The 20,685-nt window shown below is 48.7% G+C and carries 19 protein-coding genes; 16 read left to right on the top strand and 3 right to left on the bottom strand.

Annotation, left to right across the window (positions count from 1 at the left end; all coding sequences use genetic code 11):
• The first annotated feature begins 54 nt into the window (after positions 1-54).
• A complete protein-coding gene (locus BUF15_RS16165; protein WP_073614749.1) occupies positions 55-561 on the top strand; it encodes an OsmC family protein in 507 nt (168 codons plus the stop codon).
• A gap of 253 nt (positions 562-814) precedes the next feature.
• Here BUF15_RS16165 and BUF15_RS16160 read toward each other — a convergent pair whose 3' ends face one another.
• A complete protein-coding gene (locus BUF15_RS16160; RefSeq protein ID WP_073614748.1) occupies positions 815-1,345 on the bottom strand; it encodes a 3-isopropylmalate dehydratase small subunit in 531 nt (176 codons plus the stop codon).
• Positions 1,346-1,356: 11 nt separating this feature from the next.
• A complete protein-coding gene (locus BUF15_RS16155; RefSeq protein WP_073614747.1) occupies positions 1,357-2,646 on the bottom strand; it encodes a 3-isopropylmalate dehydratase large subunit in 1,290 nt (429 codons plus the stop codon).
• A 313-nt stretch (positions 2,647-2,959) separates the two neighbouring features.
• Between BUF15_RS16155 and BUF15_RS16150 the strand changes: the two genes are divergently transcribed.
• The 15 genes from BUF15_RS16150 to ndk all read left to right on the top strand — a co-directional run bounded on the left by BUF15_RS16150 (position 2,960) and on the right by ndk (position 19,027).
• Positions 2,960-4,747, top strand: coding sequence for an extracellular solute-binding protein (locus BUF15_RS16150; RefSeq protein WP_073614746.1), 1,788 nt, complete (start codon positions 2,960-2,962; stop codon positions 4,745-4,747).
• A 239-nt stretch (positions 4,748-4,986) separates the two neighbouring features.
• Entirely contained in the window at positions 4,987-5,202 is a 216-nt protein-coding gene (locus BUF15_RS16145) for a cold-shock protein (RefSeq protein WP_073614745.1), read from the top strand.
• Between the two features lie 235 nt (positions 5,203-5,437).
• Positions 5,438-5,938, top strand: coding sequence for a tRNA (adenosine(37)-N6)-threonylcarbamoyltransferase complex ATPase subunit type 1 TsaE (tsaE, locus tag BUF15_RS16140; RefSeq protein ID WP_073614813.1), 501 nt, complete (start codon positions 5,438-5,440; stop codon positions 5,936-5,938).
• A gap of 174 nt (positions 5,939-6,112) precedes the next feature.
• The gene (locus tag BUF15_RS16135; protein WP_073614744.1) at positions 6,113-7,867 is read left to right on the top strand and encodes a YcaO-like family protein; all 1,755 of its coding nucleotides are present in this window, start codon (positions 6,113-6,115) and stop codon (positions 7,865-7,867) included.
• Positions 7,868-8,067: 200 nt separating this feature from the next.
• Positions 8,068-9,060, top strand: a complete 993-nt coding sequence (locus BUF15_RS16130) for a cobalt-precorrin 5A hydrolase (RefSeq protein WP_073614743.1) — start codon at positions 8,068-8,070, stop codon at positions 9,058-9,060.
• A complete protein-coding gene (cobJ, locus tag BUF15_RS16125; protein ID WP_143170742.1) occupies positions 9,051-9,800 on the top strand; it encodes a precorrin-3B C(17)-methyltransferase in 750 nt (249 codons plus the stop codon). The genes BUF15_RS16130 and cobJ overlap by 10 nt, the downstream gene beginning before the upstream one ends.
• Positions 9,801-9,803: 3 nt before the next feature.
• On the top strand, positions 9,804-10,382 hold the full coding sequence (locus BUF15_RS16120) for a histidine phosphatase family protein (RefSeq protein ID WP_073614741.1): 579 nt from the start codon (positions 9,804-9,806) through the stop codon (positions 10,380-10,382).
• Positions 10,383-10,391: 9 nt separating this feature from the next.
• Positions 10,392-10,943 carry a bifunctional adenosylcobinamide kinase/adenosylcobinamide-phosphate guanylyltransferase gene (gene cobU, locus BUF15_RS16115; RefSeq protein WP_073614740.1) on the top strand — a complete coding sequence of 184 codons (552 nt, stop codon included), beginning with the start codon at positions 10,392-10,394 and terminating at the stop codon, positions 10,941-10,943.
• 69 nt (positions 10,944-11,012) lie between these two features.
• Positions 11,013-12,080 carry a nicotinate-nucleotide--dimethylbenzimidazole phosphoribosyltransferase gene (gene cobT, locus BUF15_RS16110; protein ID WP_073614739.1) on the top strand — a complete coding sequence of 356 codons (1,068 nt, stop codon included), beginning with the start codon at positions 11,013-11,015 and terminating at the stop codon, positions 12,078-12,080.
• 6 nt (positions 12,081-12,086) lie between these two features.
• Positions 12,087-12,872: an adenosylcobinamide-GDP ribazoletransferase gene (gene cobS / locus BUF15_RS16105; RefSeq protein WP_073614738.1), complete on the top strand. Its 786-nt coding sequence runs from the start codon at positions 12,087-12,089 to the stop codon at positions 12,870-12,872.
• Between the two features lie 57 nt (positions 12,873-12,929).
• A complete protein-coding gene (locus BUF15_RS16100) occupies positions 12,930-15,521 on the top strand; it encodes a cobyric acid synthase (protein ID WP_073614737.1) in 2,592 nt (863 codons plus the stop codon).
• 20 nt (positions 15,522-15,541) lie between these two features.
• Complete coding sequence (gene cbiB / locus BUF15_RS16095; RefSeq protein WP_073614736.1) at positions 15,542-16,537, top strand: adenosylcobinamide-phosphate synthase CbiB; 996 nt, start codon at positions 15,542-15,544, stop codon at positions 16,535-16,537.
• Positions 16,538-17,878, top strand: a complete 1,341-nt coding sequence (locus BUF15_RS16090; RefSeq protein ID WP_073614735.1) for a cobyrinic acid a,c-diamide synthase CobB — start codon at positions 16,538-16,540, stop codon at positions 17,876-17,878.
• Between the two features lie 12 nt (positions 17,879-17,890).
• Positions 17,891-18,535 carry a precorrin-8X methylmutase gene (locus tag BUF15_RS16085; RefSeq protein WP_073614734.1) on the top strand — a complete coding sequence of 215 codons (645 nt, stop codon included), beginning with the start codon at positions 17,891-17,893 and terminating at the stop codon, positions 18,533-18,535.
• Between the two features lie 78 nt (positions 18,536-18,613).
• Entirely contained in the window at positions 18,614-19,027 is a 414-nt protein-coding gene (ndk, locus tag BUF15_RS16080; RefSeq protein ID WP_073614733.1) for a nucleoside-diphosphate kinase, read from the top strand.
• A 69-nt stretch (positions 19,028-19,096) separates the two neighbouring features.
• Here the strand turns inward: ndk and xseA are convergent, their stop codons facing one another.
• The gene (xseA, locus tag BUF15_RS16075; protein ID WP_073614732.1) at positions 19,097-20,443 is read right to left on the bottom strand and encodes an exodeoxyribonuclease VII large subunit; all 1,347 of its coding nucleotides are present in this window, start codon (positions 20,441-20,443) and stop codon (positions 19,097-19,099) included.
• Between the last annotated feature and the right edge of the window lie 242 nt (positions 20,444-20,685).

Below are 20,685 nucleotides of genomic sequence, written 5' to 3'. Positions count from 1 at the left end.
TCATGATGCAGTCTTGTAACATATTGCGCACGTCAGCCTAAAAGAGGATATGTTATGAACAGTGAAGAGCTTAGATCAAAACAGGCTCCCTTAAAGGAGCAGTATAGTCAATCGCCTGATTCTGCATTGTACACTCTTCATGCTGAAGGAAGGATTGGTGAAGATGTATCTTGTAGTATCAGTACTGGCAAGGCACTGATAGAAGCTGGCCTTCATACAGCTACAGGGGGATCGGGTTTGCAAGCGTGCTCTGGAGATATGCTGCTTCAAGCCCTAGTCGCTTGTGCCGGTGTCACTCTTTCTGCTGTGGCAACTGCTCTTGAAATTCCTTTCCAAAGTGGTTCGATTCGTGCGGAAGGTGATCTTGATTTTCGCGGTACGCTCGGTATCTCAAAGGAGGTACCCGTTGGGTTTAGGGAAATTCGGTTATTCATTGAACTCGATTCGCCTGCACCTCCTGAGAAAATTTCAAAATTATTGGAACTTACTGAAAGGTATTGCGTTGTCCTGCAAACCTTGCGTTCACCTGTCAGGGTTGAGACTGTATGTAACTGTGGGTGAAAATTGTTGCAGATGAACCAATGGCAAAATGGCCTTTTCGTTCAAGCCCGGCTTTATGCTCAAAATCTAATCCTCGGAATACTATGCATATGCCTGTGGTAAATCTTTTTGCATGCCTTGATTTTTGATTTTAATCGAAAATCGTCATTTCACAAAAGCCCAGATATAAACAAAAAAAGAGCGTAAGTGGCTGAATTGCCGCTTACGCCCTTTTATTTATTTGCTTGACAGATTTTCTGTTACAGAATCGCTATCAATATCTTTGGTCAGCATAGGCCAGCCAGCCGCCTGCGCCCACCAAATCCTTGTCGAAGGCGTTGAGGGTAAAGCTGCAGATCGCTTTTTCACCAGATGACGAGGTAGCGGTCATTTTGCAGTCAGTAAGATCAACTGCAATATTTACACTGCCTGAGAGAGCGAAAAGTTTATCAATATCTTCTTTGGGAAGCTCAATTGCCAGAATTCCGCAGTTAAACATATTTTGCCTGAATATTCTGGCAAAGCTTTCGGCGATAATAACGTTGATATCATTGACTTCAAATGCCCAGACAGCATGTTCACGTGAAGAGCCGCAACCAAAGTTAGCTCGCGCCACAACGACATTTGCCTGCTGCAGTTCGCCAGATGCCGGATCAAATGCCTTACCGTCAAGCAGGAGATCTTCAAGCAGGTGTGGTTTGAGAGCGGTTTTTGTGATCTCCGTCAGATATTTTGCCGGAATGATCTCGTCTGTATTGATATCACTTCTATCGAAAAAAATTGTGGGTCCACCAAACTGTTTCATAGGTACGCCTCTTACTTGTTGAGATATGGTCGCGGATCGACAATGGTGCCTGCCACAGCAGCGGCAGCAGCGGAGAAGGGGCTCATGAGGTGGACCATGCCGCCTTTGCCCATTCTGCCATTGAAGTTTCTGTTGGTCGTTGAGGCACACACCTCTCCTTCAGCCAGAACACCGGAACTCATGCCAAGGCAGGCGCCACAGGTCGGGTTGAGAACACAAAATCCAGCATCCATAAAGATCTTGATAATGCCTTCTTCAAGGGCCTGGCTGTAAATCAACGGGGTGGCAGGGGTGACGATACCGCGTACGCCTGGGGCAAGTTTTTTGCCTTTCAGGATACTCGCGGCATCACGCAGATCCTCAATGCGACCGTTGGTACAGGAGCCGATATAGACCTGATCAATGGGCGATCCTGCGAGTTCGGTGACGTCTTTGACCTGATCCGGCTTGAAGCCATGAGTGACCTGCGGGGTGAGGCTGGAGACATCGATGGTAATAACCTGCTCATAGGCAGCGTCAGGGTCGGAATGCCATTTGGTGTATTCACTTACAGCGTCGTCGATAGTAGCGAATTCGCCTTGAATAAATGGCCAGAGGTACTCTGCTGTTACCCGATCGGGCAGGCAGATCCCGCAGGTGCCGCCGGCCTCGACGGCCATGTTGCACAGAGTCATTCTGGCAGCCATGGTCATCTTGTCGACTACCGGACCGACAAACTCGATAATTTTATCGGTGGCGCCGTTCACTGTGATTTTTTTGATAATGGCGAGAATGACATCCTTGGCTGTTACGCCTTGGGCGAGGCTACCTTCCAGGACGATCTTCATGGTTTTCGGAGCACGGAAAGAACAAACACCTTTGTAGATACCGACCTCGAGATCAGTAGTGCCAACGCCGGCGGCAAAGGCGCCAAATGCTCCGTGGGTGCAGGTGTGGGAGTCGCCCATAATGACTGTGTAGCCCGGGCGGACAAATCCTTTCTCCGGGAAAAGCGCATGACAGACACCGTTTTCACCAATATCAAAAAAATCTTTGATATTGTGGCGTTTGGCCCAATCGCGCATGATTTTTCCCTGCATGGCGGTCTTGGAATCCTTGGCGGGGGTGACGTGGTCGATAACGGCCTTGATTTTTGTTGGGTCGAATACCTGGTCCATGCCTTTTTCGACAAGATCCATGATAGCGATCGGGGTGGTGATCTCATGACACATAACCACATCGAGATTCAGCACCATATTTTCCGGAGACGGCTGGTCCTTGAGATGGGCCGCAAAAATTTTTTCAGCTATGGTTTTTCCCATGGGTAAACTCCAAAAATAATGAACTCGTAAATAAGCACTGTAGCGTGCGCAACGCACAGTCATTGTGCAGAGTACTCAGCTCAACCTTCGGTTTCCTCTGCGTCGAAAAAACCGATACATTGATGTGCGGCAGGGTATCTTCTACGTGATATGTTGTGTGTTGCAGTACCTTCGGTTGAAACGGTAACAAATAAACATGTGAATTCGACATAATACCGCAAAAGTGGTATTCTGACGAGAAGATTATTCTTGATGATTTTTCGGAGTTTTATCTCAAATTATCACCACAGCTCTTTGTTTTCAGGAGAATGTTATGCGTTATCTGGTTGCGATATCTAGTGTTCTTATTTGTATAGCCATGGGTGTTCCTTCTCCGTCTTGGGGTGCACATGGCTTGTCGATGAATGGTGCATTGAAATATCCCGCGGACTTTCAACAGTTCTCCTATAGTTCTCCCTTGGCGAAAGTTGGTGGAAAGCTTGTCCTGCATGATATCGGCGGTTTTGACAAGATGAATCCTTTTACCCTGAAAGGGCAGGAACCGTATGGACTTGAAACATTTGTTTTCGATCCCCTTGCTGTTGCCAGTCTCGACGAACCATTTTCTGAGTATGGTCTCATCGCAAAAGATATCGCGGTTGCCGAGGATAAAATGTCGATGACCTTCACTCTTCATCCCGATGCGAGATTTTCCGACGGCACACCGGTGACCGTTGAGGATGTTGCGTATTCGCTGGCTACTCTGAAGGGTCCGACAGTGCATCCATTCTACCCGTATTACTATCGTGATATTTCAGGTTCGGAAATTGTCGATGCCACCAGAATCAGATTTCTATTCAGCAAGGCCAATCGAGAGTTGCCGATGATCGCATGCCAGATTCCAATATTCTCGAAAAACAGTTTTCCCGGAGATGCTGGCGAGGCGGAGTTTCTGACCCCGCCCATTGGTTCGGGTCCTTATGTTGTCGATAAGGTTGAGCAGGGGAGGGCAATCACCTATAAACGGAACCCTGAATACTGGGCGAGAAATCATCCAACACGTAAGGGGATGTTTAATTACGACACGATTACGGTGAAATATTACAAAGATCAGGTTGTTGCGGTTGAGGCGTTCAAGGCCGGTGAGTTTGATGTGCTTTCGGTCAACATTGCAAAACAATGGGCTCGTGATCTGGAGGGACCGCGCTTTGAATCGAAAGAATTAGTGAAGAAACTGTTCCCGCACCACAATAACGCAGGGATGCAGGGCTTTCTTATGAATACCAGAAAGCCAATGTTCCAGGACAAAAAGGTGCGAAAGGCCATTGGCCTCGCCCTCGACTTTGAGTGGACCAATAACGCCCTGTTTTATGGCCAGTATACACGTTCCGAATCTTTTTTCAGCAACTCGTATCTGGCGGCAACAGGTTTGCCAGAAGGACTTGAACTCGAATATCTCTCGACATATAAAAATGAGTTGCCCCCGGAGGTGTTCACTACGCCGCTCAAGGCACCGGTGACGGACGGAACGGCTGGATTAAGGAAAAATCTGCGTGAAGCGATGGCATTACTGAAAGATGCCGGATACTCAATTAAAGATGGCGTTCTTGTCAATAAGAATGGCGAGCCGTTTGCTTTTGAGATCATCCTCGTCAACCCTTCTTTTGAGAGAGTTATGGCCGCCTATGTAGGAAATCTCGAAAAGCTCGGTATGAAGGTCAGCTACAGGACGATAGACTCAACGCTCTATACGGAGCGGTTGAAGAGTTTTGATTTTGATATGATAGTCGCGGCCTATGGTCAGTCGCAGTCGCCTGGGAATGAGCAGCGTAACTTCTGGCATTCTGAGGCTGCAGATCAACCGGGGTCTAACAATTATGCCGGCATCAAATCCAAAGCCGTCGACTATCTCATCGATAAAATTATTTATGCAGGTAATCAGGAGGAGCTCGTTGCAGCAAGCAGAGCGCTGGATCGAGTGCTCTGGTACGGCTATTACCTTGTCCCTAACTGGTATATGAGTGGCCACCGGATTGCCTATCACAATAAATTTTCAATGCCGGAGGTTTTGCCGGATTATTATGCCCCCCTGCAATTGATCATGACCTGGTGGTTAAAATAACCATTACAGAACGAGGCCCTACCGTTTTTCTGACAACTGGATGATTGCAAAATGAGAACGTGTCATCTACTTAACCTGTTGTTTGAATCACAAAAAACATAAATGATACTTGACTCCCTAATAAATAATCTGCTATCTAAATATATGTTCCTTTGTTTGTTAGGAACTGGATTGGGCGGGTGCAGCCCGTTACCGGCGGCGAACGAGGGTCGTCATGTCAATTATTGGAGGATTGCAGGATGTCAGATCGTGTCAAAGGAAAAGTTAAATGGTTTAATGCCAGTAAAGGGTATGGATTTCTGGAAAGACCTGATGGGCAGGGTGATGTCTTTGTTCATTACAGTGCAATTAACGGAGACGGGTTCCGCAGCCTTGAAGAAGGAGAACCTGTTGAGTTTTCTGTGGCTAAAACTGACAAAGGACTGCAAGCGGAGAATGTTGCCAAGATAAACTGACAAAACACTACACTCTATATGCAAATTGTCTAAGCCCTGTCCGCTGCTGAACGGACAGGGCTTTTTTGTGCCGCCAAGCGGAGCATTACAAGAATGGAGAAAGCCGGACATGACGAAGTTTGTAAGGCAATTTTTCATCGCCATCAGCGGCTATACCTTGTATGTTCTCAGGCCGTGTGTTTTTCTATAATGGAAAAATCGTTCATTGATGTCGAAGTATCAAAACTGTACACATATGGCAAGCTACGTTTTTACTCTATCCTCTCCTCAGGAAACGGAAAAATTTGGGAACGCTCTCGGCGTGAACGCTTCTCCTGGCGATGTCTTCTGTCTTGACGGCGACCTCGGAGCTGGCAAGACCACGCTTTCCCAGGCCATCGCCCGTGGACTTCAGGTTCCTGCTGACTGTTATGTGACCAGTCCGTCCTTTGCCATACTTCACGAGTATCCTGGACGCATCCCCATGTACCATATGGACTTCTATAGATTAAGTGATTCGACCGAAGTCATAGATCTCGGATTCGAAGAGTACTTCTATCTATTGGGCCTGACGGTTATCGAGTGGTCGAAACGGGCAGAAGATATTCTGCCGACGGATAGGCTGGGCCTTTTTATCGAAATGGGCCCAAATGACAGTCGCCGAGTTACCTGTTCATTTTCTGACGAAAAATGGCATGCGAGAATCCAGGAGATACTGTCGGAAAGTGGCCTGCAATATGAGATCCTGGAGAAGTAAATTTATCATGAGGTACTGATAGTTACCTTCAGGGTGGTAATCGATAGTCCTTGATCTCATCTCTATTCAGCTGAAAAAGATGCCACAATGTGGTAGATGTGGAGTCGTGTGAATGAGTGCATGAGTAGAAGAGTGAAATAATTTGTCACCGCAATTTAAATAAGGTTTTTCATAATGAAAAGAAGATTGATCACATTTTCCGATTGTTTTAAGACATTTACCAGGGATCAGGATAAAGCCGTCAGTCCGGAGGATACGCTTGAGCGTTTTTATGCGCAGATTGAAAAGCTCGATATCAATATCTTGAGCGAGGTAAACAGAATTGATAATGGACGACTTGACATTCCCGTCTATTTCAGTGTTTGCGCAGAAGGAGCCAGTGAACTGACCGGAACCAAGAAACAGATGGGTAAGGGTGCATCGCCGAGCCAAGCCAAGGCTTCTGCCTGCATGGAGTTGGCGGAACGATTCTCTTTTTTTGCTTATAAAAGCAATCCTGGCAACTTTCTTACCGGTGACTATCAACATATGCGTAAGGCTGGTTATCCGGTGATGGATATGGAGCTGTTGCTGGCTTCTGTCCATGATACAAAGACCCCGGTGGCGACTCTTGAAAAACTGCTGGAAGATCTGCCAATGCAATGGGCATGGGCCACCAACGTCACGACCGGTGAAGAGACGCTTGTGCCGTTTTCGTGGTTCTATGCCATCAATGAATTTAATGGGCCATCTGCTGGTAATACCTATGAAGAGGCCGCGCTTCAAGGTCTCTGTGAGATCGTTGAGCGCCATGTCTGCTCACTCGTCAGTCATCAGAAAATCGAGACACCCCTGATTGATCCTGGTTCTGTAAAGGATCCGGTCGCAGTTGAGCTGCTGGAAAAATTCGCCAGAAACAACATCGAGATGTATTTGAGCGATTTCAGTCTCGACACCGGAATATGTACCGTAGCTGCGCTTGCCATTGACCGCTCGACCTTTCCCGGCAAAAGTGAAATTGTCTATACTGCCGGCACCACTCCGCATCCTGAGAAAGCGCTCATCCGGGCTGTGACCGAAGTTGCCCAGCTGGCCGGTGACTTTAACAGTGGATCCAATTATGTCGCATCCGGGCTGCCTAAACCGTTGTCGATGGAAGAAGTCTCCTATATCACCGATACCTCGAAATGCACCGCTATTCATAAGATGGCCGATCTTTCAGATAACAATATCCGGGTAGAGATCGAAAACTGTATCAATGCTTTACAAGCAAGAGACATGCAGGCCTTTATGATCGATGTGACCCACGAGCAACTTGATATCCCAGCCCTGTACACCATCATTCCAGGTGCCCATTTTCGCGAACGGTCAATGGTGCAGGACGTCGGCCTTTTCTCGGCTAAGCTGTTGGTGGAGCTTGTTGATGACAATAGTCTGCTCGAAAAGAAGCTTCAGCAAATGGAAGATTTGCTGCCTTCAGCTTATTACCTTGAGTTTTATCGTGGGAAGAATTTTGTCAATATGGGTTTTCCTGAATCAGCTATTGCCCATTTTGACAGGTCGCTGACGCTTCAGCCGGAACCTGAAGATTTGCCCTATATATATTCTTACAAAGGACATTGTTTAAAAGAGATGGGTCTCTTTGAAGAGGCTATCACTGTATTGAGCCAAGGAATTGCTGAGGACGACGAACGCCCGGATATGCATAATATGCTCGGCGTCTGTTATTTCAAACAGCAGGATTTCGAGAAAGCAATTTTCCATTTCAAACGAGCTGTTGATCTCAATCCTGCTTCGGGTATCGATTACGCAAACCTGGGGGTTAACTACAGCCGCCTGGGTAAAAAAGACGAAGCTATTCACTATTTCACCATATCCCTGACCCTGGACCCATCCCTTGAGTTCGCCCGAAACGAACTGGGCACTCTTCTCGCCGAGAAAAAAGGGTAGCAGTTCATTGCATTGCATACAGGTCCGAACCCAAGCCCTCTGGACGGACCTGTATGCAATAGACTAGAACCCGCTATCCTATCTGTCTGTTGCTCTATAGGCTTGCACTTCACCACAGGTATGCTATCTATTCTCGCTGTATTTGATCTTTTTCTTGGTGGCTGAGAACGTAGTATATTTTTCTTTCGTTAAGGCGCAGCATGAAGTTATGCATACTCTCCATTACAGCAGAAGGCAGGCAACTGGCAGAACGTATTGCCGCCGAATTGCCAAACTGTGATGTCCTTGTCGCCCAAAAAAAGATAGCCGATACCATGCGGGACGTGTGGTACGAATATCAGGGAATCATCTGCATCATGGCGACAGGTATTGTTGTCCGGTCCATTGCGCCACTCTTGCAAGATAAAACTTCTGATCCCTGCATCGTGGTGGTCGATCAGAGAGGTCATTTTGCCATCAGCATGCTTTCTGGCCATCTTGGCGGCGGTAATGTGTTAGCCGATAAGGTCGCGACTATCACAGGTGGGCAATCGGTGATTACAACCGCAAGTGATGTGATAGGCGCCACTGCACTTGATCTCTGGGCTAGGCGAAATGGTTTAATTGTTACCGATCGAATGCGCCTCACCGAAAAATCCGCAAAGCTTGTTGATGGTGCTATTCTCACCGTTTTCAGCGAACTTCCGTTACTTGGTTTGCCTCTTGACCTCAAGCCCTGTGATAATCCGGAAGATGCCGATATTGTTATAAGCTGCAATAAAAACATGACATCATCTGGTCTCTGTTGTATACCAGAGAACCTTTATCTCGGTGTAGGCTGTAACCGAGGAACCTCGGTTACAGATATAGAACAATCGTTTATTGAGTTGTGTGATAAACACCAGCTTGACACACGTGCTATTGCCGGGATTGCGACGATAGATGTGAAAAATGATGAGACCGGGATTCTCGATTTTGCTAAAAAAAGAAACGTAGATCCAACATTTTTTACGCGGGACGAATTAAATGGTGTTGGTGACGTAAGTTATTCAGCTGCAGTTATGAAGGCCGTTGGTGCCAAGGGCGTTGCCGAACCGGCATCGCTGCTTGCGGCCGGAGCGAATGGGCATGAAGCGCAGTTAATAATTCGTAAAATGAAATGGAAAGATGTGACCCTTGCGGTTGCAAAAAGGATAAAGAACAGATGGGCATGATCAATGTTGTCGGAACCGGACCGGGGAGTGTTGCCAATATAACACCTGAAGCCCTGCAATGTATCCAGGATGCTGATGTCGTTATCGGCTATGCAACCTATCTTGATTTGATTACGGAGTATCTGGCCGATAAAAAAGTCATCTCCTCCCAGATGATGCAGGAGGTGCAGCGCTGCACCCTGGCCTTTGAGGAAGCCGAAGCCGGTGCGTCCGTTGCCGTTGTCTCCGGTGGCGATCCTGGCATTTATGCCATGGCCGGACTTATCTATGAAATAGCAGTCGAGCGTGATAGCGACGTGGAAATCAATGTGATACCTGGTCTTGCCGCTCTTAACAGTTGCGCTGCACGCCTTGGCGCACCGCTTATGCATGATTTTGTGGCTATAAGTCTGTCAGATCTGCTCACCCCATGGGAAGTGATTGAAAAACGTCTGCATGCGGCAGCTTCAGCAGATTTTGTCATAGCCATTTATAACCCCAAGTCCAAACGGCGGGAATCTCATATAGAAAAAGCAAGAGATATTGTAGCTCAATACCGCCCGCTCACGACCCCGGTTGGTATCGTTACAGCTGCTACCAGAGACAATGAGCAAATTGTTGTGACTACCCTTGCAGATATGCTCGATCAGGAAATCAACATGCAGTCGTGTGTGCTCATCGGCAATGAGTCAACCTATACATGGCGCAACAAAATGGTTACTCCACGAGGGTATGCCGGTAAATACCAGCTGGCCAAATAGCTCATGGCTAAAACTCTTTATCTGTTGCGACATGGTGAAACGGCTGCCAATGGGCGGTTGGTAGGCTCAACCGATATGGCGGTCGCAGAGCATGGCTATGTTCAGTTAGCGCAGACGGGTGAACGGCTTCGTAGAAGAGATATTTCAGCCGTGTTTTGCAGTCCCATGCTGCGATGCAGGCAGAGTGCCGAGTTCCTCCAGCTTAGCCTGGATCCCGTGATAGTAGATGATCTACGGGAGATGGATTTTGGCGACTGGGAGAATAAAAGCTTTTCCGAGATAGCTGAATTGTGGCCAAGTGAGGTAGCTGCCTGGTCCAACTGGTCGGAGCAGTTCACCTTCCCTGGCGGGGAAAATATCGGTAATTTCCTTTGTCGGCTGCAGAAGGTACAAGAATGTATCCTGCAATGCGAAGCGGAGAAGATATTGCTCGTGACGCACGGAGGCGTAATACGCCATCTGCTTTGTCTTTACCTCAACCTGTCACCAGCGAATTATCTCCTTTTTGATATCAGGCCGGGCCGTTATTCGACGCTTTCACTCCATAGCCAGGGTGGGGTGCTGACCTCTCTGAATTCTTGAAACAACGTGATGAAAAAAATCATTCTTATAACAGGCGGGGCCAGATCCGGGAAAAGCAGTTACGCACTTGAGCGATGCGAGGCTTTAGCTGGAACGAAGTGTTTTGTCGCCACTTGCCCGGTCATCGACCCTGAGATGGACGAGCGTATCGATGCCCATAAGCGAGAGCGGGAAGGGCGGGCCTGGGATTCAGCTGAAGAAGAGACTGACCTTTGTGGATTGCTGGCACGACTAAAAACATATGATACGGTTTTGATCGACTGCTTAACCCTGTGGGTAAATAACCTGATGTTTTCCGCTGAACGGGAAAACAGAATCTTTGGCGAGACAGAAATGCGCGAGGAGGCTGCACGCCTCAGTGAAGCAATCGAAGCATTTCCAGGTACGGTCTGTCTGGTGACTAACGAGGTTGGTCTTGGTATTGTCCCTGATAACAGCCTGGCTCGAAAATATCGGGATCTTGTTGGCAGGTGTAACACCATTCTTGCCAAAAGGGCCGACGAAGTTATACTGGTCTCCTGCGGTATCCCGCTGACATTGAAAGAAACAATCTCCTTCTAAGGGATCATTACCCTCTCGAAGAGTTAACGAAAAGAACGATAATCATAATATTTGGTACGGAAACAGAATATGGGCTTACTTGAGACAACGAAAGAAAAGATTTTTCCCCAGGACTCCGAAGCACGCGATCACGCCAAAGCACGTCTTGACAACCTGGCACTGCCCCACTGGTCGCTCGGCGACCTGATGGATATGGCCATTGAGCTTGCCGGTATGACCCAAACCGTTACTCCCAAGATTCGTAAGAAAGCCATCGTTACCATGGCTGGCGATCATGGTGTTGTTGCTGAGGGGGTAAGCAAGTTTCCAAGTGAAGTCACCCCCCAGATGGTCTACAACTTCGTGCGTGGCGGCGCAGGTATTAATGCTCTGTGCCGACAGGCGAAAGCGGATGTTTTCGTGGTCGATATGGGGGTCGCTTCCGATTTGAGTGAGCTGGCCACTGCTGGAAAAATTATCGATAAGAAGATTGGTTTTGGTACAAACAATATCGCTGTTGGACCGGCCATGAGTGATGCCATGGCAAGAAAGGCGATTGAGGCCGGGATCGACGTTGCCAACACGTTATCCAAGGAGTATGACCTGTTTGGAACAGGCGATATGGGCATAGGCAACACGACACCATCTACAGCTATTGCTGCAGTGTGTACCGGGAAGGATGTGGCCGAACTTACCGGTCGAGGTACTGGTCTAAACGACGAGCAACTGCAGCACAAGATGAACATTGTGCGTAAGAGTATTGAGGTGAATAAGCCGGATCCCAAAAATGGGCTCGATATCCTGGCTAAGGTTGGCGGTTTTGAAATAGGTGGTATCGCCGGTCTCATTATCGGGGCGGCGGCCAATAGAAAACCAGTGTTGGTAGACGGTTTTATCTCCACTGCCGGAGCGTTGGTGGCCTACAAAATCGAACCCTTCATCCGCGATTATCTTATTTTCTCTCATCGGTCGGTTGAACCGGGCCATAAACATATGCAAGAACTGCTAGGCTGCAAGAAGCCACTACTGGACCTGAACTTTCGACTGGGTGAAGGCACAGGTGCAGCGCTGGCCATGAATATCGTCGAAGCTTCTATTGCGGTTTTGACCGAGGTATTGACATTCGAGGAAGCAGCTGTTGCCGGTGCAGATAAGTAGCCAGCTATGGAGCCTGAAGAGAAAGAAAACAAGCAGGAACCGTTTGCACCAATAGCATCCTTTTTCTGTGCTCTTCGTTTCCTTACAGTTATACCGGTAAGATGGGCGGCTGAGAGGGACGGGCAGTTATTTCCGCAGTCAATTTATGCCTTCCCGATGATTGGTCTGCTTTTAAGCAGTATTGGGGCGTTGGTCTGCTGGCTTACTGCTATGATTTTTCCAGGAAATGTCACAGTTTTTGTCAGTGTGATGTATATGTCGTCTATTTCGGGTTTTCTCCATCTTGATGGTCTTGCCGACAGTGCGGACGGTCTCCTGAGCGCCCGTCCGCGAGAACGCAGTCTTGAGATAATGAAAGACAGCCGGACCGGAGCCATGGGCGTAGTGGTGCTGATTCTTGTACTGCTTGGTAAATATGCGGCCTTGACCTCCATGCCTGTTGAAAAGGTTATGCTGGCCGTGTTCTGCATGCCTCTTGCTGGTAGAACGGCTATTCTCTTCACCATGGCTCTGCACCGTTATGCACGGGAGGAAGGCGGTCTTGGCGGATTGTTTTATTCCACCAGAACACGATACGCCGCGTTGGGTGGTCTGATTTTGCTTTTACTTGTGACATGGCTGGCAGGAGGAATCGGAACTGCCGCTACAGTCATTGGGGTAATGGCATTTACCGTGTTCTGGTTCGGGAACTTTTGCCGAACCCGGCTAGGTGGGGTTACCGGCGACACTCTGGGAGCGGTCTGTGAATTGACCGAGATGAGCGTTGCCATAGGCTTGACAGCGATTATTTGAGTACGAGATGTAAGTGGAAGCACCAGTTTGACACCTTAAACCTGAAGGCGTGATCAGATGACGGAAATACCCGGGAGAAACAGGACCGGTCATGGCGGTAATATCCACGCTGTGTTGCGGGAGGCTGGTCAGGATTACGGCCAGATAATAGATTTCAGTGCAAACATCAATCCCATCGGGCCGCCAGAATGGCTGCGGGCCATGGTCAGCCGGGAGCTTGAGCAGGTTCTTCATTATCCCGATCCTGATTATCGGCAATTAGTGGATTCTATCGCACGGTATACCGGCGTTTCATCGGAGATGGTTATTCCGGCGAACGGCTCTACCGAACTGCTCTATCTTTTGCCTCGCGTTCTTGGGTGCCAAAGAGCGGTCATCCCTGTTCCTTCCTATATTGATTACGTGAAAGCGGTACGTCAGGCCGGAATGGACGTAGTTACTGTCCCGTTACATGAACAAAACGGCTTTGCGATCGATAGTGAAGAGCTTGGTCGGCAATTGCTGGATAACGATCTCGTTATCTTTGGTTCACCCAATAATCCCACCGGAGTGCTTGTTCCTGCCGAAACCATCCTTGCTCTGGCTGGCGATTTCCCCAAGGTTACCTTTCTGATTGACGAGGCGTTTTTGGATTTTGTCATTGACGGCGAAAGTGTTGCCGGAAAACGTGATAATATCCTGACCCTCAATTCCATGACAAAATTTTTCGGTGTGCCCGGCCTGCGTCTTGGTTTTGGTGTGTTTCCAACCGAAATTGCAGCAAAGCTCCAGAATGGTATGCCGCCATGGACTATTAACTGCATAGCTCAGTCATTTGGCGTCGCCTGCCTTAAAGATACAGACTATCAACAGCAAAGCAGGGAAACTGCGCAAACGTTTCGGGCAAAACTGATAGCCGATCTTGAAGGTTGCCAGCAGCTTCGTCTCTATCCATCTGCGGCCAATTATCTGCTTATCCGACTGACGAACGGAACAACGTCTCCTCAACTTGCCGAACAACTCTTGAAGCATGGCATATTAATCCGATGCTGTGATAATTATGAGGGGCTCGATGACCGGTATTTTCGCATTGCCGTAAGAACAGCGGCTGAAAACGAACGGATGGTTGAAGCTCTGACCACCTGTTTGGCCCCGGACATCGTTGCGACGCGGAGAAAAGTACAGCGTCCGAGAACACCTGCCATCATGTTCCAGGGCACCTCATCCAATGCCGGCAAGTCGGTTCTTACTGCGGCTATGTGCCGGATTCTCCTGCAGGACGGGGTACGAGTTGCACCGTTTAAAGCACAGAATATGTCGCTCAACTCCTTTGTTACCTTAAATGGTGAGGAGATGGGGAGGGCGCAGGTGGTCCAGGCTCAGGCGGCAAAGCTTGATCCAGATGTTCGGATGAACCCTATCCTGTTAAAGCCCAATTCCGACACCGGCAGTCAGATAATTGTGAAAGGCAAGCCGGTTGGCAATATGTCAGTTCTAGATTACGGCAAATACAAACCACAAGCCTGGCAGGCAGTCAGGGAGTGTTACGACAGTCTTGCTGATGAATATCAGGCTATCGTGCTTGAAGGTGCAGGTTCACCTGGTGAGGTGAACCTGAAACAGGAAGATATTGTCAATATGAAGATGGCTGCCTACGCTGAAGCCCCGGTGTTGCTGGTGGGGGATATCGACCGCGGTGGAGTCTATGCCTCTTTTGTCGGCACAATGGAGGTTCTTGCTCCCTGGGAGCGTGAATTGATTGGTGGCTTTGTGGTCAACCGTTTTCGCGGCCAGGCCTCCCTGCTGGAAGATGCGCACCGCTATCTTATTGAACACACCGGACGTGAGGCATTGGGTGTTGTCCCATACCTCAGTGATCTCGGGTTACCGGAAGAAGATTCCGTATCGTTTAAGGCGGGCTCTTTTAACCGTGCTTCAAAAGAACAGGAATCGATTAGAATTGCGTTGCTCAACTTCCCGCACATTTCCAACTTCACTGATGTAGAACCGCTGCTTGATGAACCTGATGTGACCCTCTCTGTTGTTGATTCTCCTGTCGGACTGGATCAATATGATCTGGTTATTTTACCAGGTTCGAAAAACGTCATTGGCGATCTCCGCTTCGTGCAGGATAAAGGTTTTGTCGGCCCGCTGAAGCAATTAGCCGAGAGTGGGAAAGAAATTGTTGGGATCTGCGGCGGCTACCAGATTCTTGGCAGAAGTATCGCTGATCCACTCGGAATTGAATCAAGTAAAGCGACTATCGATGCCTTAGGGTTATTAAACCTTACAACTGAACTGAAAGCTGAGAAACGTCTCGTCCGCCAGCAAGGTACACATCTCGCCTCAGGCCTTGAGGTGTTCGGCTATGAGATTCATCACGGAATTTCCGTGTCGCCGGATCATGCTCCGGTACTAAAATTTGCTTCTGGCGGATTTTGCGGTTCCGGTTCAAATAACCATCTTGTATGGGGAACATACCTGCATGGCATCTTTGACAGTGATTCTTTCAGACGCTGGTTTCTCGATTCTGTCAGAGAGCGGAAGGGTTACCCGAAGCTCGGTAGAATTGTTGCACCCTACAACCTTGAGGCAGCATTTGACCGACTGGCTGATACGGTGCGGTCAAATCTCGATATGGAAAAAGTGTATCAGCTGCTGAAGCTGTAGAAAATTTTTTGACTCTCATCATGATCATTACTCTCCAGTTTCTTGCGGCTCTCTGCCTCGACCTGCTCATAGGCGACCCCAAAAGTATTCCCCATCCTGTTCAGGGAATTGGCTGGCTGTGTGCCACCTATGAGGATCGGGCAAGAAAGGTGTTTGTGTCGCCTGGATTAGCCGGTGTTGTTTCAACCTTGCTGGTGTTGGGCTCGACCCTGCTGGTGCTAGGAATTGTATTGATGCTGTTGCACAAAATTTCTCCTGTTCTTGAGTCACTGGTTGCCGTGGTGCTCCTGTCCAGTTCAATTGCCTGTCGCGGTTTGTATGATCATAGCATCAGAGTTTATCAGGTTTTAATCAGTGGTGAAGGGATAGACGCGGCCCGGAGAGAAGTCGCCAAAATTGTCGGTCGTGATACTGCTGAACTTGATAAGCATGGAGTTTGCCGGGCCTGTGTTGAGACGGTGGCCGAAAACCTGGTGGATGGCATTACCGCACCGCTGTTTTTCGCTTTTCTTGCAAGCCTTATCCCCGGAGGAGAGTTGCTTTCGCAGATCTCACTTGCACTACTTGGCGCATATTTCTACAAGGCTATCAATACAATGGATTCCATGTACGGATACAAGAATGATCGTTATCTCCACTTCGGCAGGACGGCTGCCCTGGTGGATGATCTGGTCAATTTTCTGCCAGCGCGATTAAGCGGCCTTGCCTTGGTAGCCGCTGCCTGGATGCTGCGTATGGATGCAGCTCGCGGGTTGAAGATTTTTCTTCGTGATCGGCACAATCATGCCAGCCCCAACAGCGGACACCCTGAGGCGGCTGTTGCAGGCATTCTCGGGGTGCAACTTGGAGGCAACTCCAGCTACTTCGGATCCATTGTGAAAAAACCGACCATGGGGGAAGCCCTGAGAACACTCGTGCCAGCAGATATTGTTCTGGTCAACAAGCTGATGTTTACGGCAAGTGCCCTGTTTGGTTTGCTGCTGCTTGCAAGCAGACTCATGATTATCGGAGGGTAGATGAAGACACGATCGCAATTTCTTATTGGAGCGACGCGTAGTGGCTCAGGCAAGACGCTTCTTACCCTTGGATTGCTAGCCGCTCTTGCCCGAAGAGGAGTGAATGTCCAGCCATTTAAATGTGGTCCCGATTTCATCGATCCGACTCTGCATCAACTTGCTGCCGGCAGGCCATCAATTAATCTCGATTTGTACATGATGGGCAAAGAGTGCTGCAGGACTTCTTTCCACCATTATGCCAGTGAAAGTGAGGCGATGGTGGTTGAAGGAGTGATGGGTCTTTTTGATGGTGGAGAGGCGAGTTCTGCCTCGCTTGCCGCATTACTTGATTTACCTGTGCTATTGGTGATTGATGTACGTTCTGCTGCCGAAAGTGTGGCAGCAGTGATTAAGGGATTTGAAAGTTTTGATCCAAGGGTGAAGATCTGTGGAGTGATCTGCAATAGGATTGGCTCAGCCCGGCATCGAAAACTTATCGAAGATGCAGTACGAGAACATTGTGAAAGCGAGGTGCTCGGTTTTTTCCCGCGTGACATCGATTTTGAGATGCCTTCACGCCATCTGGGCCTGCATATGGGCCATGAGTTTACCGGCAGTGATGCCAGGTTGGATAAACTTGCCGCTGCGGTTGAAGAGCATATCGACCTTGACCGGCTTCTGCAATTTGCCGCGAGACCGGTATCGGAGACGGTATTATCGACAGAACCTTCCGTATCCCAGAAAAAACGTAGGCTGGCCGTGGCCAGAGATGAAGCATTTTGCTTCTATTATCAAGAGAACTTTGATCTCTTTGAAAGCTGTGGTTTTGAGTTGGTAGAATTCAGCCCACTACATGACACATCCCTGCCCGCCAACCTTGACGGCATCTACCTGGGGGGTGGTTATCCTGAGCTGTATGGCCAAAAGCTGAGTGCTAATGTGGAGATGCGAAGGGCAATTGCGAATTTTGCAACAAATGGCGGCTTCGTGTATGGCGAATGCGGCGGCTTTATGTATATGACCCGCGATTTGACTGATGGTGATGGTGAGGTCTTTCCCATGGCAGCAATATTCCCAGTGTCCGTGCGAATGAAACCGCGGCTCAGCAGGCTTGGATATCGAACTGCACGCATTCAAAATGATTGTCTTCTCGGTCGAGCTGGTGAAACGGTATATGGTCACGAGTTCCACTATTCGGATATTATTGCAAGAGACCCGGGACTGGAGTATCTCTATTCCACCGAAGATGGTGGTAAGGAAGGGTGTGTAAGCGATAACGCTCTTGGCAGCTATATTCATCTGCATTTAGCCAGATCACGCCATTGCCTTCTTCGCCTTCATGAAATAATCAATTCAAACTGACAGGTGTGATCCATGGTCCAGTTGCAGGATATAGCCCCCGCTGAGATTGAGGCGGAAAGTTTTCGCATCATCGAATCAGAATTTACCGAGCAGACCGGCAAGAAAATATCCGATTATCGTGAGGGTGAATTTCGTGTATTGCAAAGGGTGATTCACGCCACCGGAGATTTTTCCATAGCCGAAAGTATTGTGTTTCAGCATGATCCTGTCGATGCAGCTGTTGATGCATTTCGTCGGGGGGGCGATATCGTCACCGATGTCAATATGGTGGCGAGTGGTATCAGTCGTAATATACTCAGTAAATTTGGTGGTACAGTCAGCTGTCGGGTGAGCGATGAAGAAACCGCTGATTTGGCGAGGAAACAAGGAATAACCCGCTCCGATGCTGCAATGCGTCTATCATGTACGGATAATTTGGCTGCAATAGCGGTCGGCAACGCTCCCACTGCACTTATCGCTGCCTTACGTTTGATTGATGAGCAGAAGATGCAACCCGGTTTGATTGTCGGAGTACCGGTTGGGTTTGTCAATGCCGCAGAATCAAAAGAAATGCTGAAACAGTACAAAATACCTGCCATTACCATTACTGGCAGAAGGGGAGGGAGTCCCATTGCCGCAGCAATTATCAACGCGTTGCTGCGGCTGGCGGACCAATAGGTGTGTTTGAGACTTTTCAGGCAAATTACCTTGTCTGAACTATTTGGATAACATCAACAGAACAAAGGGGAATTGTTTATGGAACGAACGTTTGCGATCATCAAGCCAGACGCATTTAAGGCTGGCAATGCCGGAAAGATTCTTGCTCGGATTTACGCTGAGGATTTCAGGGTGGTTGGCCTCAAAAAGCTGTATCTCAGCAAAGTTGAGGCGGAAGGGTTCTATGCCGTCCACGCCGGCAAGCCGTTCTTTGACGAGCTGACCACCTTCATGAGCAGCGGTCCGTGTGTTGTGATGGTGCTTGAGGCTGAAGGAGCAATCAAAAAATGGCGGGACCTGATGGGAGCCACCAACCCGACCGAAGCAGCTGAAGGTACACTGCGTCGTGAATTTGGCACCTTCGTGGGTGAAAATGCCACACACGGTTCAGATGCTCCAGAAACTGCCGCATTTGAGATCGGTTATTTCTTTTCTGGACTTGAGCTGCTTTAAGCCCCCTCAAAAAGAGTAACGAGGCAACCATGATGACCATCGGTTGCCTCGTTGTATCTTCTCTTCACGTCATTTTTTTTCCGTTACTTCACAGTAAAGCTGCCCTTTGTGAAGTAACACGCGCAACGAATCTCCTTCTTCCACCTGTTTACTGTCGCTGACCGTAAACTGTTCGCCAGATTGGTCCTGTGCCTGGACAATGGCATACCCTCTGGAAAGGGTCGACAGAGGACTCACACCTTGCAACAAGGCTGCTGTCCGGGCAAGCCGTTCTTCATTCCTGCGGAGGATTTCATGTATCTGACGTGTCAGTTCCTTCTGCAGATGCTGAACTGTCTGGTTTTTGTAGTCGATTTGTATCAGTGGAGCCTGGTGCTCAAGACGAACGACAACACGGTCGAGGTGTTCCTGGTGGCTCTGGAAATAGTGGCGGGCATTCCTGTAAAACCTCTCAATAACAGGGTCGAGTCGGAAGCTGAGATTCTCAACCCGGCCGCGAAATCGAAGAAGATGACGCCATTGCTGGCTCAGAATCGTGGTATTGGCAAAGAGATGCTGCAGAATAGTTCGTTGCAACCGGCTGGCAGCAGTCTGAACCTGTTGTCTGAGACGGGCTGTGTCAGGAATAATCATCTCTGCAGCTCCAGTTGGCGTGGGGCAGCGCATATCAGCACAAAGATCGGCGATCGTAGTATCGGTTTCATGGCCAATCCCTGTCACGACGGGTATATGTGATCTTGCAATAGCACGGGCGACAGTTTCCTCATTAAAAGCCCAAAGATCTTCAATTGAGCCGCCACCACGGCAGAGGACGATCAGGTCGCAGGGGATGCGATCGTTGACAGTGGTAAGTGCCTTGCTAATGGCGCTCGGAGCCTGATCACCCTGGACAGGAACCGGGAAAATCATAATGTGAGCGTTGGTTTCCCGTCTGGAGCATATTTTCAAAAAGTCTCGTATTGCAGCTCCGGCTGCGGAGGAAATAACCACGATGTTTTTTGGAAAAGCGGGTAGCGGCTTCTTCCGTTCGGGATCAAACAAGCCTTCATCTGCCAGCTTTTTTTTGAGAGCTGCAAATTTCATCTGCAGCACACCAACGCCATATTGCTCTACCGTATCGACGATGAGTTGATACTCGCCACGAGGTTCATAGACGGAAATCCGCCCCCGGCAGATAACCTGTTGACCATCTCGCAGACTTTCAGAGAGATATCGTTGCTGCCCCTTGAAGAGTACGGCACGTAATTGGGCGGTGCTGTCTTTTAACGTGAAGTAATGATGACCGGAAAACGGAACTTTCAGGTTGGATATTTCGCCGCTTACTGTAACAAAACGACAGTTCCCCTCGAGCAGTTGTTTAATCTCTTGGGTAAGCTGGGAAACGGTTTTAATGGAACTCAACTGGTCAAAGGGCATAACGTATTTCGAGTAATGAGTATTTTTAAATGGTAGACGACGCGAATCTGAATTTCATGATTAACAGACAACGGAATATTATGTATTCAGTCTACTCTATTCTCACAGAAATGCCATCGACTGGAACTTACCTTTCTGGCAGGTTTACGCATGGACAGTGGGTTGTGGATGGAGTATACTCCCGCTTTTAAAATTGTTTTTTGTTTACCCGGCAGACTCAAGAGGTGGGCCGGAACCAACGT

It is taken from the genome of Desulfopila aestuarii DSM 18488, from assembly GCF_900143695.1.
Lineage (GTDB): Bacteria > Desulfobacterota > Desulfobulbia > Desulfobulbales > Desulfocapsaceae > Desulfopila > Desulfopila aestuarii.
This window is presented reverse-complemented; position numbering and strand designations above follow the sequence as displayed.

Coding starts and splice junctions, on each gene's coding strand:
- xseA (WP_073614732.1), bottom strand. CDS start 20,443: ATGCCCTTTGACCAGTTGAGTTCCATTAAAACCGTTTCCCAGCTTACC.
- BUF15_RS16135 (WP_073614744.1), top strand. CDS start 6,113: ATGAAAAGAAGATTGATCACATTTTCCGATTGTTTTAAGACATTTACC.
- cbiB (WP_073614736.1), top strand. CDS start 15,542: ATGATCATTACTCTCCAGTTTCTTGCGGCTCTCTGCCTCGACCTGCTC.
- BUF15_RS16130 (WP_073614743.1), top strand. CDS start 8,068: ATGAAGTTATGCATACTCTCCATTACAGCAGAAGGCAGGCAACTGGCA.
- cobT (WP_073614739.1), top strand. CDS start 11,013: ATGGGCTTACTTGAGACAACGAAAGAAAAGATTTTTCCCCAGGACTCC.
- BUF15_RS16100 (WP_073614737.1), top strand. CDS start 12,930: ATGACGGAAATACCCGGGAGAAACAGGACCGGTCATGGCGGTAATATC.
- BUF15_RS16160 (WP_073614748.1), bottom strand. CDS start 1,345: ATGAAACAGTTTGGTGGACCCACAATTTTTTTCGATAGAAGTGATATC.
- BUF15_RS16085 (WP_073614734.1), top strand. CDS start 17,891: ATGGTCCAGTTGCAGGATATAGCCCCCGCTGAGATTGAGGCGGAAAGT.
- cobJ (WP_143170742.1), top strand. CDS start 9,051: ATGGGCATGATCAATGTTGTCGGAACCGGACCGGGGAGTGTTGCCAAT.
- BUF15_RS16155 (WP_073614747.1), bottom strand. CDS start 2,646: ATGGGAAAAACCATAGCTGAAAAAATTTTTGCGGCCCATCTCAAGGAC.
- cobS (WP_073614738.1), top strand. CDS start 12,087: ATGGAGCCTGAAGAGAAAGAAAACAAGCAGGAACCGTTTGCACCAATA.
- cobU (WP_073614740.1), top strand. CDS start 10,392: ATGAAAAAAATCATTCTTATAACAGGCGGGGCCAGATCCGGGAAAAGC.
- BUF15_RS16150 (WP_073614746.1), top strand. CDS start 2,960: ATGCGTTATCTGGTTGCGATATCTAGTGTTCTTATTTGTATAGCCATG.
- tsaE (WP_073614813.1), top strand. CDS start 5,438: ATGGCAAGCTACGTTTTTACTCTATCCTCTCCTCAGGAAACGGAAAAA.
- BUF15_RS16090 (WP_073614735.1), top strand. CDS start 16,538: ATGAAGACACGATCGCAATTTCTTATTGGAGCGACGCGTAGTGGCTCA.
- BUF15_RS16120 (WP_073614741.1), top strand. CDS start 9,804: ATGGCTAAAACTCTTTATCTGTTGCGACATGGTGAAACGGCTGCCAAT.
- BUF15_RS16165 (WP_073614749.1), top strand. CDS start 55: ATGAACAGTGAAGAGCTTAGATCAAAACAGGCTCCCTTAAAGGAGCAG.
- ndk (WP_073614733.1), top strand. CDS start 18,614: ATGGAACGAACGTTTGCGATCATCAAGCCAGACGCATTTAAGGCTGGC.
- BUF15_RS16145 (WP_073614745.1), top strand. CDS start 4,987: ATGTCAGATCGTGTCAAAGGAAAAGTTAAATGGTTTAATGCCAGTAAA.